The 16252-nt window shown below is 61.0% G+C and carries 6 protein-coding genes; 3 read left to right on the top strand and 3 right to left on the bottom strand.

Going from position 1 to position 16252, the window contains the following annotated elements; all coding sequences use genetic code 11:
* Positions 1-70 precede the first annotated feature (70 nt).
* On the bottom strand, positions 71-8683 hold the full coding sequence (locus tag AB4N44_RS24850) for a retention module-containing protein (RefSeq protein ID WP_460107080.1): 8613 nt from the start codon (positions 8681-8683) through the stop codon (positions 71-73).
* A gap of 532 nt (positions 8684-9215) precedes the next feature.
* Between AB4N44_RS24850 and AB4N44_RS24845 the strand changes: the two genes are divergently transcribed.
* The 3 genes from AB4N44_RS24845 to AB4N44_RS24835 all read left to right on the top strand — a co-directional run bounded on the left by AB4N44_RS24845 (position 9216) and on the right by AB4N44_RS24835 (position 14263).
* Complete coding sequence (locus AB4N44_RS24845) at positions 9216-10574, top strand: TolC family outer membrane protein (RefSeq protein WP_064388304.1); 1359 nt, start codon at positions 9216-9218, stop codon at positions 10572-10574.
* A gap of 157 nt (positions 10575-10731) precedes the next feature.
* Positions 10732-12891, top strand: a complete 2160-nt coding sequence (locus tag AB4N44_RS24840; protein WP_460107082.1) for a type I secretion system permease/ATPase — start codon at positions 10732-10734, stop codon at positions 12889-12891.
* Positions 12892-12901: 10 nt separating this feature from the next.
* On the top strand, positions 12902-14263 hold the full coding sequence (locus AB4N44_RS24835) for an HlyD family type I secretion periplasmic adaptor subunit (protein WP_150773789.1): 1362 nt from the start codon (positions 12902-12904) through the stop codon (positions 14261-14263).
* A 114-nt stretch (positions 14264-14377) separates the two neighbouring features.
* Here the strand turns inward: AB4N44_RS24835 and AB4N44_RS24830 are convergent, their stop codons facing one another.
* Both AB4N44_RS24830 and AB4N44_RS24825 read right to left on the bottom strand, forming a co-directional pair.
* A complete protein-coding gene (locus tag AB4N44_RS24830; RefSeq protein ID WP_460107084.1) occupies positions 14378-14974 on the bottom strand; it encodes a tRNA-uridine aminocarboxypropyltransferase in 597 nt (198 codons plus the stop codon).
* Between the two features lie 18 nt (positions 14975-14992).
* On the bottom strand, positions 14993-15886 hold the full coding sequence (locus tag AB4N44_RS24825) for a LysR family transcriptional regulator (RefSeq protein ID WP_007956593.1): 894 nt from the start codon (positions 15884-15886) through the stop codon (positions 14993-14995).
* Positions 15887-16252: the final 366 nt, after the last annotated feature.

Raw genomic sequence — 16252 nt, 5'->3', positions numbered from 1 at the left:
TGCCTTCAGGCAGAAAAAACCCGCCGCCCCGGTTGAACGGGACGGCGGGTTTTGTCGTTTCAGGCGTCGCTTACACCGTGTCCACCTTCAACGAATGATCATTCAGCATGCCGCTGATGATCGTCGCCGTGTCATGCCCACCAGCCACTACCCCGCCCGCCCCCGGCGTCACGCCGTAATGGCTGGCGAGGTTGACGCCAGCCAGGTCGATGGTCTGGTTCGGTGTGGCGCCGGCCATGGCGCTGACGTCGATGCTGGTGAGGACCGAGGCGCCGCTGCCGCTGACGGTGAAGTGCAGGTAGTCATCCAGCGAGGCGGTGGTGCCGTTTTCTCCTTGCAGCAGTTGCGACAGGTCGAGCTTGTCGGTGCCGGGGGTGAAATCGGTGATCAGGTCATGGCCACTGTTGCCCTTGAGCCACTGGAAGATGTCGGCCCCTGCGCCACCGGTCAGGGTGTTGTTGCCCATGCCGCCAATCAGCAGGTCGTCACCGCCGCCACCGTTGAGGATGTCGTTACCGAGGCCACCGTTGATCACGTTGTTATTGTTATCGCCGGTGAGGGTGTCGTTGAAGTTCGAGCCGACGAGGTTTTCGATGCCGGTCAGGGTGTCAGTGCCGGCGCCGAGGGTGTTTTGCGCACCGAGCAGGCCGAGGTTGACGGTGACGGCAGCCGTGGCGTGGGCGTAGCTGGCGGTGTCGCTGCCAGTACCGCCGTCGAGCAAATCGTTGCCCGGGCCGCTGTAGAGCAAGTCATTATCGGCGCCGCCGTGCAGTTCGTTGTTGCCGGAGCCTGCGGTGAGCACATCGTTGCCGTCGCCGGCGTTGATGATGTTGTCGCCGCTGCCGGCCACCAGCACGTCATCCCCCGAGGTGCCGGTGAGGGTGTGGCCGTCCTGATAGCTGATGCTGACGTTGGCCGTGTCGCTGCCGCCATGGTTGTCGTTGGCGGTGTAGCTGCCGTGGAAGTCCGGAGTGATGTCGTGGGCCCCGGCGTAGTTGACCGTCATGGTCAGTTGATAGTTTTCTGCCGTATTGGGGTTACCGCCGCCGTTGGGGTTGCTGATATTGGTGACGTGGATCTGGTAGGTGCCATCGGCGCTGGCAGTGATCGTGCCGCCATCGGCAATCGCGACGAACGCGCCGCCATTGAGCGAGTACTCCATAGTGATATGCCCGGCCGCCAGGTTGTGATCCAGGTTCAGCGTTTCGCCCTGTTTCAGTTTGACCGTGATCAGGTCTTCATCGTTGGCATTGGCGTTGGTCACCGCGCCGAGGTAGCCGCTGATCACCAGCACGGCGGTCATTGCCGCCGTGTTGGCCGCAAACGCGCTGCGCACATCGGCCAGGGTCTGGTTGGCGGCGGTGTTGCTGTTGCCGTTGAAAGTAATCGCGCCGGTACCGGTGAAATCCGCGCCCTTCGCTATCCAACCGGTGTTGAAAGTAGTCGGTGTGGCGTTGAGCGTATCGCCATTCGGATCGGTGTCGTTGGCCAGCAGCAGCTCGCCCGGCACCACGATGTTGCCCGACAGCACGTTGGTGATGACGTGGTCATCCACCGCCACTGGCGGCGCATTGGGGATCACTTTTACCGTCAGCATCGAGCTGGCGAGGTCGCCGTCGTTGTCGCTGAGGGTGAAGCCGATGTTCTCGGTGATGACCACAGCGGTGGTTTTCTGCGAGGTGTAGGTGTAGTCACCGGTGTCGAGGTTGATCAGCAGTGTGCCGCCGTTATTGGTGGCGATGCTCAACGTATTGTTGGCGGTGTTGAAGGTGCCGTGATTGGTGCCGCCACTTGGCGTCAACGAGCCTTGGCCGCTGAGCGCTTTTGGATCATAGGTGTAAGTGGTGCCGTCAACGACAATGGATTTGATGAAGCCGCCATCGGCGCCGAAGGTGCCGCCCTCGCCCAGCAACGAACCGGTGACCGGCGCGCCTTGGACGGTGCCCGACAGCACCGAGTTGAGTTGATTGAGGTCGGTCACCACCACCGCATTGGTGTTGGTGTGGCTGATGCCGTCATACGCCAGCGGATCGAGGTTGGCGTTGCTCACGCCGCTGCCCAGGCCAATCGCGTAGTTCTTGATGTTGTTGGCATCAAGGAAGGCTTTGAGCGTCGCTTCGTCGGCAGTACCGATATCTCCCTCGTTGGGTTTGCCGTCGGAGAAGAAGTAACCGACGTTCTGCGCCCCGGTGAGTTTGCCCGAGGTGTTGAACGCGTTGTACATGGTCGCCACGGCAGCGTCGTAGTTGGTACCGCCACCAGCGGTGAGGCCGGCCAGCAGGGTCTTGGCGGTGGCCACATCGACCCACACCGTCGTCCGGTCAGTGGCGTTGCTGCTGAAGGTGACGAGCTGCACTTTGACATCGCCGAGGTCGTCGTACTTGTCGAGCAAGGCGCTGATGGCCTGTTTGGCCAACGCCAGTCGCGACAGGCCCGGTACGCCGGAGGCGTCGGCCATACTGCCGGAGATGTCGAGGACGATAAGGATGTTGGAGTCGATCTCAACCGCCGCCACCGAACGATCCGACGCAACGGCTTTTGGCACGTCGTCGACGATATTGACCACGAGAGTGCTGGTGGTGCTGTTGCCCAGCGCGTCAGTGGCTTGGTAAGTGAAGCTTTCGCTCAGCGTGTTCGCCCCGTCGTTGGCGCCCGGCGAGGTTTTCGGCGCCGAGGTCAGCGTGTAGGTGTAGGTACCGTCGGCGTTGAGCTGGATCTGCCCGTAGGTGCCGGTGGCGCTGCCGACCAAGGTGTAGGTAATCGCGCCGCTGCCGCCGGTGACGGCGCCGACCAGTGTGCCGGTCGCGGTTTCGCCAGTGTTGCTCGGGTCGCTGCCGGTGACCGTACCGGGAGCCAGATCCGCTCCGTCCTTGCTCAGGTCGAGGGCTTTTTCATAGACCGTGACGTCCTGATCGACCGAGGCCATCAGTTTGCTGTCGGCGACGTTAATGGTGATGGTCGTGGTGCTTTCGTCGCCGTCGCTGTCGCGAATGGTGTAGGTGAAGGTGTCGGTGGCGCCCGGTGGGCTCACCGAGTTCGGGTTGCTGTGATAGACGGCGTTGCCGGCCGCATCGAGGGTCAGGTAACCGAAGTTGCCATTGATGTTGCTGTTGAGGCCGCCGATGGCCGAAGTGCCGGTGTTGCTGCCGGCACGCACGCCGACCACCGTGGCCGCGCCATCGGCACCGCTGACGTCATTGCCGAGCACACTGACGTTGACCGTACCGCCCTCCGCCACCGAGCCGGTGTCGGGTTTGGCGGTCGGCAGGTCGTCGATGATATTGACGTTGATCTGGCCGTTGGCAGTGCTGCCATCGGTGTCGGTAGCCACGACGTTGAAGTTCTCGGTGAGGCTGTTGGCACCGTTGGCGTTCGGGTGGGTTTCGTTGTCGACCAGGGTGTAGCTGTAACTGACGACACCGGTCGCCGGGTTGTAACCGGTGACGGTGAAGGTGCTGCCCAGCGGCGAAACGACGGATTGCGGGAAGCCTGCGGCAACACCGTTGGTGACCACGGCGATGCCGCCCACAGTAAGGGTTTGCAGGCCATCGAGCGCATTGACGGTGAAGGTGCCGCTCTGGGTCAGCGCCGGGGTGTTGGGGCTGGTGCCATCGCTGAGGTTTTTCTCGTAGACGGTGAGTTCGCCACCATTGACGTCGAGGCCGTTAAGCACCACCGGGTCGTCGTTGTTGTGGATGTTCAGCACCAGGTTGGCAGTGCTGGTGTCGCCGTCGGCATCGGTCAGGGTGTAGCTGAACGTCTCGGTGCCGTTGCCGCCGCCGTGCAGGTTTTTGAAGTCGGCATCGTTGGGGTTCAGCGTGTAGGTGTAAGTACCGTTAGCGTTGAGCACCAGCGTGCCGTAAGTACCGGTGAAGGTGCCGGCGGTGATCGGCCCGGCATTCGGTCCGCTTGCGACCACGTCGGCGCCTTGCACATCGTTGGTCAGCACATTGCCAGTCAGGGTCAGTTGCGTTTCCGAGGCGCTGTTGGCGTTGTTGTCGTGCACAGCTTTTGGCACGTCATCGACGATGCTGACGACGATGGTGCTGGTGACGATGTTGCCCAGTGAATCGGTGGCTTGATAGGTGAAGGTTTCGCTCAGGCTGTTGGCGCCGTCGTCGGCATGCGGCGTGGTGCTCGCCGGCGAGGTCAGCGTGTAGGTATATGTGCCGTTGGGGTTGAGGGCTATTTGCCCATAGTTGCCGGTGGCGCTGCCGACCAGCGCATAGCTGATCGCGCCGACCGCCCCGGTGACCGAGCCGACCAGGGTGCCGGACGCGGTTTCGCCGGTGCTGGTCGGGTCGCTGCCAGTGACCGTGCCGGGCGCCAGATCCGCGCCGTCCTTGGTCAGGTCCAGTGCTTTCTCGTAGACGGTGACGTCGGTGTCGCTGGTCGCACACAGTTTGCTGTTGGAGACATCGATGGTGATGGTGGTAGTGCTTTCATCGCCGTCGGAATCACGCACGGTGTAGGTGAACACATCCACCGCGCCCGGCCCGTTCACGACGTTGGGATTGCTGTGATAGACCGCGTTGCCGTTGGCGTCCAGGGTCAGGTAGCCGTAGGTGCCGTTGATGTTGCTGTTGAGGCCGCCGATGGCCGAGGTTGAGGTATCGGAGCCGGCGCGCACGCCGACCACGGCACCGGTCACAGCCGGGCCGTCGGCGCCACCGATGTCATTGTTCAGGACATTGCCACTGACCGTGCCGCCCTCTGCCACCGAAGCAGAATCAGGATGAGCGCTCGGCAAATCATCGACGATGTTGACGTTGATCTGGCCGTTGGCGGTGCTGCCATCGGTGTCGGTCGCGACGACGTTGAAGTTCTCGGTGATGCTGTTGGCGCCGTTGGCGTTTGGATGGGTTTCGTTGTCGACCAGGGTGTAGCTGTAACTGACCACACCGGTAGCGGGGTTGTAACCGGTGATGGTCAACGTGCTGCCGAGCGGCGTGACGATCGATTGCGGGAAGCCTGCGGCCACGCCACCGGTGACCACGTTGATGCCACCCACGGTCAGGGTTTGCAGACCATCGAGGGCGCTGACGGTGAAGGTGCCGCTCTGGGTCAGCGCCGGGGTGTTTGGGCTGGTGCCGTCGCTGAGGTTTTTCTCGTAGACGGTGAGTTCGCCACCGTTGACGTCGAGGCCATTGAGGATCACCGGATCGTCGTTGTTGTGGATCTGCAGAACCAGATTCGCCGTGCTGGTATCGCCATCGGAATCGGTGATGGTGTAGGCGAAGGTTTCCGTGCCGTTGCCGCCGCCGTGGAGGTTTTTGAAGTCGGCGTCGTTGGTGTTCAGGGTGTAGGTGTAAGTGCCGTTGGCATTCAGCACCAAGGTGCCGTAAGTCCCGGTGAAAGTGCCAGGGGTTACCGGACCGGTTGGCACGCGATCAGCACCTTGCACGTCATTGGTCAGGACATTGCCAGTCAGGGTCAGCAAGGTTTCCGATGCGGTGCCGGCGTTGCTGTCATCCACGGCTTTTGGCAGGTCATCGACGATGTTCACATCAAGGGTGGCATTGGCGGTGGTGCCGTTGTCATCGACCACGGTGACGGCGAACTGCTCAGGCAGGTTGTTCGCGCCATTGGCGGTTGGATGCGCTTCGTTGTCGACCAGGGTGTAGCTGTAGCTGACCACGCCGGTGGTCGCATTGAAACCAGTGATGGTCAGCGTACTGCCGAGCGGCGTGACGATCGATTGCGGGAAACCTGCGGCTACACCGTTGGTGACCACGGCGATGCCGCCGACAGTCAGCGTGGTGACACCGTCGAGTGCAGTGATGGTGAACGTGCCGTTTTGGGTCAACGCGGTGGCGTCCGGTGTGCTGCCGTCCGTGAGATTTTTCTCGTAAACGGTGAGTTCGCCGCCATTGACGTCGAGGCCGTTGATGATCACCGGATCGTCGTTGTTGTGGATCTGCAGGACGAGGTTGGCGGTGCTGGTATCGCCGTCGGAATCGGTGATGGTGTAGGTGAAGGTTTCCGAACCGTTGCCGCCACCGTGGAGGTTTTTGAAGTCGGCATCGCTGGTGTTCAAGGTGTAGGTGTAAGTGCCATTGGCGCTGAGCACCAAGGTGCCGTATGTGCCAGTGAAAGTGCCCGGGGTTACCGGGCCGCTCGGTACGCGATCCGCACCTTGCACGTCATTGGTCAGGACATTGCCGGTCAGCGTCAGCAGGGTCTCCGATGCGGTGCCGGCGTTGCTGTCATCCACAGCTTTTGGCAGGTCATCGACGATGTTCACATCGAGAGTGGCATTGGCGGTGGTGCCGTTGTCATCGACCACGGTAACGGCGAACTGCTCTGGCAGATTGTTCGCGCCGTTGGCCGTCGGGTGCGTTTCGTTGTCGACCAGCGTGTAGCTATAGCTGACCACGCCGGTGGTCGCATTGAAACCGGTGATGGTCAGCGTACTGCCCAGCGGCGTGGTGACCGATTGTGGAAACCCTGCGGCCACGCCATTGGTGACGACAGCGATGCCGCCGACCGTCAGGGTTGTGACGCCATCGAGTGCGGTGATGGTGAACGTACCGCTTTGGGTCAACGCGGTGGAATCCGGCGCACTGCCGTCGCTGAGGTTTTTTTCGTTGACGGTGAGTTCGCCGCCATTCACGTCGAGGCCGTTGATGATTACCGGATCGTCGTTGTTGTGGATCTGCAGGACGAGGTTGGCAGTGCTGGTATCACCGTCGGAATCGGTGATGGTGTAGGCGAAGGTTTCCGTGCCGTTGCCACCGCCGTGGAGGTTTTTGAAGTCGGCGTCGTTGGTGTTCAAAGTGTAGGTGTACGTGCCGTTGGCGTTGAGGACCAGCGTGCCGTAAGTCCCGGTGAATGTGCCGGCGGTGATCGGCCCGGCACTTTCATTGGTCACCACGCGGTCGGCGCCCTGCACGTCGTTGGTCAGCACGTTGCCGGTCAGTGTCAGTTGCGTTTCAGACGCCGTGCCATTGCTGTCATCAAAGGCTTTGGGTACGTCGTCGGTGATGTTCACGTCGAGCGTGCCGTTGGCAGTGGTGCCGTTGTCATCGACCACGGTGACGGCAAACTGCTCAGGCAGGTTATTCGCGCCGTTGGCGGTTGGATGCGCTTCGTTGTCGACCAGGGTGTAGCTGTAGCTGACCACGCCCGTGGTGGCATTGAACCCGGTAATCGTCAGCGTGCTACCCAAAGGTGTGGTGATTGATTGCGGGAATCCTGCGGCTACACCGTTGGTGACCACGGCAATGCCACCGACAGTCAGCGTGGCGACGCCATCGAGTGCAGTGATGGTGAACGTGCCGCTCTGGGTCAGCGCAGTGGCATCCGGTGCGCTGCCGTCGCCGAGATTTTTCTCGTAGACCGTCAGCTCGCCGCCTTCGACGTTCAGGCCGTTGATGACCACCGGATCGTCATTGTTGTGGATCTGCAGAACCAGATTCGCCGTGCTGGTATCACCGTCCGAGTCGGTGATGGTGTAGGCGAAGGTTTCCGTGCCATTGCCGCCACCGTGCAGGTTTTTGAAGTCCGCGTCGCTGGTGTTCAGCGTGTAGGTGTACGTGCCGTCGGCATTCAGCACCAAGGTGCCGTAAGTGCCGGTGAAAGTGCCCGGGGTTACCGGACCGGTTGGCACGCGATCAGCACCTTGCACGTCATTGGTCAACACGTTGCCAGTCAGTGTCAGTTGCGTTTCAGATGCCGTGCCATTGCTGTCATCAAAGGCTTTTGGCACGTCGTCGGTGATGTTGACGTCGAGCGTGCCGGTCGCTGTGTCGCCATTGCTGTCGCCGGCAATCACCGTGAATTGTTCGCTGAGATTGTTCACGCCGTCGCCGGCCGCATGATTTTCGTTGCCGTTGAGGGTGTAGCTGTAGCTGACAACGCCAGTCGCCGGGTTGTAGCCGGTGATGGTCAGGGTGTTGCCCAGTTGCGAGGTGATCGATTGCGGGAAGCCGATCGGCACACCGCCAACGATAACGTTGATGCCGCCGATGCTCAGGCTGGTCAGACCATCCGGCGCCAACACCGTGAAGCTGCCGCTTTGCGTCAGTGCACCCGGGTTGGCCGACGAACCGTCAGGCAGATTGGCTTCACTGAGGTTCAGTTCGCCGCCCGCCACATTCAGGCCGGTGAGGGTCACCGGATTGTTCACCGGTGGCGGCACCACCACAGCCGGGGTGTCATCGCCGTTGTCGATCACCGCGTTGTGGCGTTCTTCAGGGAATTCGGGAATACCGCCGAACCCGGCGGTGGGGAAACCGATGATCGGGTCGACCCGTCCGCCCACTTCGGTCAGCAGAACAAAACTGTGGCCGCCGCCCGCCTCTCCCGGTGCGCCGCCCGGGGCATTCGGACCGGCCGCGGTGGCTTCAGCGGTTTTGCTCGGGTCGTCCCCGGCGGCGATGGCTTTCTGGATCTGCTCGACGTCGGTCAATTGCGCGTCGCTCGGGGTCACGGCCTCAGCGGCATTGACATGCGCCGCCTGACCCGCCAGCAGTTCACCGGTCATGGTCATGCTGCTGCCGCGTCCGAGGGTCAGTTCCTGGCCGTTTTGCAGATGAACGGCGACGGCGCCTTCTGCGCCGGTGATCAGTTGATCGCCGGCAAACAGGCGATCCCCCTCAACCAGTGCGCGTTTGGTACCGTCGGCTGACTGGGCGAAAACCTGGCCAATGACTTTAGTGACTGTGCCGATGAGCGTTGCCATGTGAAATCCTCCGCTGCCGACCACCGTCGGCACTGGTAAGCGAAGCAGCCCATGGCTCAACCGGGTTGTTGGAGGCGACGCTCGCACCTTCAACAGTTCGTTTCGCAGGTGGCTTCTTTCGGAAACATCAGTGCTATCAAGCACTTCCGCATCCCGATCAAAGCAATACGCCCACTAACGCTACGTAACGCTGATGAATCACCCGAGTGACAAAAATCTGTCACCCCTCAGCCGCTACGCGTCCCTCCCCTTCAGCAGTACTTCGCCGTATGTCGCAAAGTGAGTGGAACTTTCCTCAAGCCTTTTTGCGCTCCCTAAAGCGCATAAAACAAAGACTTTCGTGCTGAACAATGTGCCGGTTTTTACAAAGCGCATAAGTTTTTTTCGGCATAAGCCTTATGAAAATTTTTTCTTAGCTACGCTTCAGGATGTTCTTAGCTCTGTTGTTACAAGAGTGAAACGCTCAGACCTACAAATATCGTCAAATATTTGGCGACAGTAACACACCATCAGGACTCAGGGAGATGCACCCATGCGCGTTCTAACCCCCCTCTGCAGCGCGGTTTTGCTGGCCATGGCTTGCACTTCTCAAGCCCAGGCCATGAACCTTACCGAGGCTATTCAAAGCACCATCGCCACTCACCCGGAACTGGCCTCGCGCGTGGACGCCCGCCTGTCGGCTGATGAACAAGTCAAAGTGGCCAAGGGTGGCTTCTATCCGTCCGTCGATTTGAACGCCGCGTATGGTCGTGGCTACAGCGACAACACCAATACCCGAGCCTTCGGTAATCACCACACCGAAATCCTCAATTACACCCAGTCCGAGCTGCGTCTGCGGCAAATGCTGTTCGACGGTTTCAACACCGCCAACGAAGTCGAGCGCACCAAGGGCGTGTCCAATTCGCGCGCGTACTACGCGCAAGGCACCGCTCAGGATCTGGCCCTGCGCACCATCGAGGTCTACCTCGAAGTGCTCAAGCGTCGCGAACTGGTGACCCTGGCCAAGAACAACCTGCAGGCGCATTTGCGCGTCAATGACCAGATCGGCCTGCGCACCGAGCGTGGCGTCGGCAGCACCGCTGACTCCGACCAATCGGTAGCCCGTAAGGCCTTGGCGCAAAACAACCTCGACACCGCCGAAGTCGATCTGGCCGACGCCGAATCGAACTTCTACAGCGTGGTCGGACGCATGCCCGATGAGCTGGAAACCCCGGCCTCGACCCGTGGCGAGTTGCCGACCAGCCTGCCGGAAGCGCAGCAGAGCATGGTCGAGAACAACCCGTATCTGAAATCGGCGCAGGCTGACGTGCAATCGGCCGAGAGCCAGTACGAAGTCGCCAAGTCGCCGTTCTACCCGCGCTTCGATGCTGAAGCGGCCGTCGGCGCGAACAACAACGTGCAGGGCGATGAAGGCCACGACAACGAATGGCGTGTGGGTGTGGTGATGAACTACAACCTGTTCCGGGGTGGTAGCGACAAGGCGCGACTGGCCTCCGATGCGCACCAGATCAACCAGGCGATGGACATCCGCAACAACGCCCTGCGTCAGTTGAACGAGAACATTCATTTGGCCTGGAATGCCATGGTCAACGCGAAGAAGCAGACTCCGACCGCCCGCGAATACGCCGAAACCACCAAACGCGTGCGCGCCGCGTATCAGGATCAGTTCGGCCTCGGCCAACGCACCCTGCTCGACTTGCTCGACAGTGAAAACGAGCTGTACAACGCCAACCGTCGTTACACCGAAATCCGCTACACCGAGGAATATTCGATGTACCGCGTACTGGCAAACATGGGCCAGTTGCTGAGCAAACAACGGGTAGTGCTGCCGGCCGATGCGATCGCTGCTACCGAAGTGAAAAACGAAGCACGCCTGCCCGAACTGAAATAAGTCCCCTGTTGATCGTTCCCACGCTCTGCGTGGGAATGCCTCAATGGACGCTCTGCGTCTGCTTTGGGACGCGGAGCGTCCCGGGCTGCATTCCCAAGCGGAGCGTGGGAACGATCAATGTGTGGATTCCCGTGCCCGTTCAACAGAGGCGATCAATATGACCAGCATGGAACCCGGCCATACCGGGATCGATCCGCGGCTGAGCTTCGATGATCCGTTACTCGACGGTCTGTTGATCCTCTGCAAACTGCATGGCGCGACGGTCAGTCGCGCCAGCCTGAGTGCCGGGCTGCCCCTGAACAAACAGCGCCTGAGCCTCGACCTGCTGCCGCGCGCAGCCGCTCGGGCCGGGTTGCAGGCGCGTATTCTGCGTCGCGAACTGAAAGACATCTCACCGCTGAACCTGCCGATTCTGCTGCTGCTCAACGACGGTCGCACTGCTGTTTTGCGGCGTTTCGGCGACGACGGCAAAGCGCTGATCCTGCCCAGCGAAGCCGATGGCGGCGAGCAATGGATCAGCCGCGACGAACTCACTGAACACTACAGCGGCCAGGCCTTGTTCGCTCGGCCGCGCCACGAACTCGAAGACCTGCGTTCACCGCTGGTGCCGCGCGTCCATGCCTGGTTTCGTGACACGTTGAAACTGTCGAAATGGCTGTACAGCGATGCGATTCTCGCCAGTTTCCTGATCAACCTGTTAGGCCTGATGGTGCCTCTGTTTGTCATGCAGACCTACGACCGCGTGGTGCCGAATCAGGCCACTTCGACCTTGTGGGTGTTGTCGATCGGACTGTTGATCGGCACCGGTTTCGAACTGGTCCTGCGGGTGGTCCGCGCACACCTGCTCGACACCGCCGGCAAGAAAACCGATGTGATCCTTTCCGCGACTTTATTTGAACGCATTACCGGCATGTCGATGAAGGCACGGCCGGCGACCATCGGCGGTTTCGCCCAGAGCATTCATGACTTTCAGGGTCTGCGTGAATTTCTCACGGCGGTAACCCTGACCAGCCTGATCGACCTGCCCTTCGTCGTGCTGATGCTGGTGGTGATCGGCCTCCTCGGTGGCTGGCTGGTGGTGATTCCGCTGCTGGCGTTTCCGATCACCATCATCTTCGCGATGATCATTCAGGTGCGCCTGCGTGACACCGTGCAAAAGAGCCTGAGCCTCGGCGCCGAACGTCAGGCCGTGCTGATCGAAACCCTCGGCGGCCTGGAAACCCTCAAGGCCTGCAGCGCCGAAAGCGAGCGCCAGCACAAATGGGAAAGCACCCACGGCGCCCTCACCCGCCTCGACAGCCATGCGCGCAATCTGTCGGCGCTGGCCACCAACGGCACGCTGTTCATTCAACAGTTCTCGGGGATGGCGACGATTGTCGCCGGGGTCTACAGCATCATTGCCGGCAACCTCAGCGTCGGTGCGCTGGTCGCCAGTTACATGCTCGGCAGCCGTGTACTCGCGCCGCTCGGGCAGATCGCCGGATTGATCACCCGCTATCAGCAAGCGCAACTGACCATGAAAAGCACCGACGCGCTGATGGCCCTGCCGCAGGAACGCGACGGCAAACAGCGGCCGCTGGAGCGCACGCAACTGCAAGGTGCGCTGGACGTCAGCGGCGTGACCTTTCATTACAACGGCCAGAATGCGCCGGCGCTGAGCAATGTCAGCTTCAGCCTGAAACCTGGCGAACGGGTTGGCATCATCGGCCGCAGCGGTTCGGGCAAAAGCACGTTGGCGCGATTGGTCATGGGCTTTTATGAACCCGAGGAAGGTCAGCTGTTACTCGACGGTCTCGACCTGCGCCAACTCGATGTCGCCGACCTGCGCCAGCAGATCGGTTATGTCGCCCACGATCTGCCGCTGCTGGCCGGCAGCCTGCGCGACAACCTGACCCTTGGCGCACGCTACATCAGCGATTCACGCATGCTCGAAGTGGCCGAACTGACCGGCGTTACCGAACTCGCTCGCCAACATCCGCAAGGCTTCGATCGTCCGGTGGGCGAGCGCGGACAATTGCTTTCCGGCGGCCAACGTCAGGCCGTTTTGCTGGCGCGCTCGCTGTTGCTCGATCCACCGATCATGCTGCTCGACGAACCCACCAGTGCCATGGACAACAGCAGCGAAGACTTGCTGCGGCAGAAGTTGCACAGCTGGGTACAAGGCAAGACGCTGCTGCTGGTCACCCACCGTACCTCGATGCTGAGCCTGGTGGACCGGTTGCTGGTGCTGGACAACGGCCGGGTCGTCGCCGACGGCCCGAAAGAAGCGGTCATCGATGCACTGCGCAAGGGCCGTGTCGGCTCGGCGGCGGTCTAGGAGTTGCCCCATGTCTGCTTCCTCCGATAGCAAAGATCGCGGCTACTTCGACAGTTTCGGCAAAAGCGCCGAAGCCGAATTCATGCCGGAAACCGCCGGCGCTTCATTGCAGGACTCGCCGCGCTGGTCGCGGATCACCGTGTGGCTGGCGGCGGCGCTGCTGATCAGCGCGGTGGTCTGGGCCAAGTTTGCCGTGCTCGAAGAAGTGACCATGGGCGAAGGCAAGGCGATTCCTTCGAGCAAGATTCAGGTGATCCAGAACCTTGAGGGCGGGATCGTCACTGAGATATTCGTCCGCGAAGGGCAAATGGTGAACAAGGGCGACACACTGCTGCGCCTGGATGACACGCGATTTCGTTCGAACAAGGGCGAAAGCGAGGCGGATCGTTATGCGCTGACGGCGCAGGTCGAACGGTTGTCGGCGGAGGCCGAGGGCCGGCCGTTCAAGCTCTCTGATGAGGTCATCGCCAAGGCGCCGCAAGTCGCCGAAGACGAGCGTTCGCTGTACGAACAACGTCAGCGCCGACTGGCCAGCGAGCAGCGCACGTTGAGCGAACAACTGCGGCAGAAGACTCAGGAACTCGCCGAGTTTCGCTCCAAACAAGGTCAGTTCAGCTCGAGTCTGGCGTTGCTGCAGCAAGAGATGAACATGTCCGAACCGCTGGTGAAAACCGGTGCGGTTTCTCCTGTTGAGATCCTTCGACTCAAGCGCAGCGCGGTAGAAATCCGAGGTTCATTGAACGCGACGACGCTGGCCATTCCCCGCGCCGAATCAGCGATTGCCGAGATCCGCAGCAAGATCGACGAGTCGGAACAGACCTTCCGTTCCGAGGCGGCGAAAGAGCTGAATGAGAAACGCACCGACCTGTCGAAAATCACTGCCACCAGCATCGCCATCGACGACCGCGTCACCCGCACCACCGTGACCTCACCGGTACACGGGGTGATCAAGCAATTGAAGGTCAACACCATCGGCGGCGTGGTTCAGCCAGGCAGCGACATGGTTGAAATCGTACCGCTGGAAGACAACCTGTTGATCGAGGCCAAAGTGCGGCCACAGGATGTCGCGTTTCTGCATCCGGGCCAGAAAGCCATGGTCAAGTTCAGTGCTTACGACTACACGATTTACGGCGGGCTGAGCGCCAAGCTTGAGCTGATCGGCGCCGACACGATTACCGATGACAAGGGCAACAGCTTTTATCTGATTCAGGTGCGCACCGATAAAAACCATTTGGGCGGGGATGTGAAACCGCTGCTGATTATTCCGGGGATGGTGGCGACGGTGGACATTATTACCGGGGAGAAAAGCGTCTTGGATTATCTGTTGAAACCGGTGCTTAAAGCCCGGACTGAGGCGATGCGCGAACGCTAGCCGATGATCGTTCCCACGCGCAGCAAAGGAATGCCGCCCGGGACGCTCCGCGTCCCTTTGCGACTGTGACGCAGAGCGTCACTGGATGCATTCCCACGCAGAGCGTGGGAACGATCATTTGTCGCCATGATTACGCTGGAAGGTCTCCTCCCCCATCGCCGCAATCTGCCCCTCGATCAACGCCTCGAACGGCTTGAGCAACGGCTCGAATGACCTCGGCGCTTCCAGCGTCTGCAACGCCTGCACAATTGCCTCAATCGTCGACAACGCCCCTGGCCCCGGTGCCTTGCGCAAGCGATAGCGCGACACGCCACCTTCGGCCAACGTCACCCGTGGCAACGCCGCCAACAGAGGATTGAGGTGCAACATCTTGCGCGCCTTGCGCCAGGTGCCATCCGGAACGACCAGCAACAGTGGTTCATCGGACTCGCCGTAAGCCTGCATCGGTTGCGCATCATCAGCGGGAAACAACAACCGCGCCCGATAGCCCGGACGGTTCAGCAGCGCCGGCAGATCTTCGAATACTTCACCGACAATCAGCTCGGCATTGGTCAGTCCCAACGCTGCCAACCGCGCAGTATTAAGCGCATGATTGACCTCGCTCCGATGCTGCAACAGCAACACTCGCGTGCGGCTGTCGAGACTCGGGATCAGTGGGCACAGGCAATGGGTTTGTGGGCGCAGGCAGCGCGGGCATTGAGGTCTGGACATACTTCTTTTCCCTACAAGCTAAGCCTGATTGAGCTGAGCTTTGAGCAAATCGCGGAAGGTCTGGATCAGCGGCTCGCGGCTGCGGCCCCGGCGCATGATCATCGAAAACGGTGCCTGATAACCGAAGGTCGCCGGTAGCAGCACGCGCAGGTCGCCCTTGTCGGCCCAGGCCTGAGCGTAGTGCTCCGGCAGGTAACCAATATAGGCGCCGGACAGCACCAGAATCAGCTGCGCCTCCATACTTTCCACCGTAGCGGCGCTGTGTTTGAAGCCGTGGCGCGCCAGTTCCGCCTGACTCCAGTAACCGCGCCCGACCATGCGTTGCTGGGTGATGACTTGCTCGGGAATGCGCCGCTCGTTGAACAACGGATGCCGGCTGCTGCAATACAGCCAGTGTTGCTCGCGGTACAACGGCATGTAGACCAGACCGCTCATGCGCGTGGAGAACGCACCGATGGCCAGGTCGAGGCGGTTGTCCTGCACGCCGAGTTGCAATTCGTAGGGGCTCATCACCGACAAATGCAGATGCACCGCCGGGTGTTCCTGGCTGTAGGCGCCGATGGCTTCGGCGAACGGCAAGGCCTTGTCGCTGACGGTGGAGTCGATCACCCCAAGGTTGAGCGTGCCGCGCAGTTCGCCCTTGAGCGCGGCGGCGTATTGCTCGAAGCCTTCGAGCTCGGCGAGCAGGCGCAGGGTTTCCTGATGGAACAGTTCACCCTTGCTGGTCAGGCTGAACCCGCCGCGCCCGCGATGGCACAACACCAGGCCGAGCGCGGCTTCGAGCTGGCTCATGTAGGTGCTGATCGCCGAGGTCGACAGGTTGAGTTCCTGCTGGGCGTTGGCGAAGCCCTGATGACGGACGACGCTGACGAAGATGCGTAACAGTTTCAGGTCGGGTAAAGCGTTGGCCATGTCTACTCCGGGCTTTGCAACTGTGTGTCTGTGGGAAAAGCCCCTCACCCCAGCCCTCTCCCCTAGGGAGAGGGAGCTGATCTCCATGGCTTTCAAATCCTGAGCTCGACTCGATTTTTCAGGTCGATGCAGATTCCGCCAACAACTCGGTCGGCCCCCTCTCCCTCTGGGAGAGGGCTGGGGTGAGGGCAGCAATCCCCAGCCGATCACAATCTTGAACCCGCCAAAGTCTAATCCCAGCCTCGCCATTAGTTTATAAAAATCTGAACTAAGTTTTTGCCCGTAGCGATTCTTTCCCCCCACTACATTTCGCATCATCGGCCCCACAGCGGCGTCCGAACCTGTGCTCCACGGCGCGCCGACATA

Source organism: Pseudomonas sp. S3_C06, assembly GCF_054667675.1.
The sequence above is the reverse complement of the archived record's forward strand: the minus strand, read 5'-3'. Positions and strand labels throughout refer to the sequence as shown.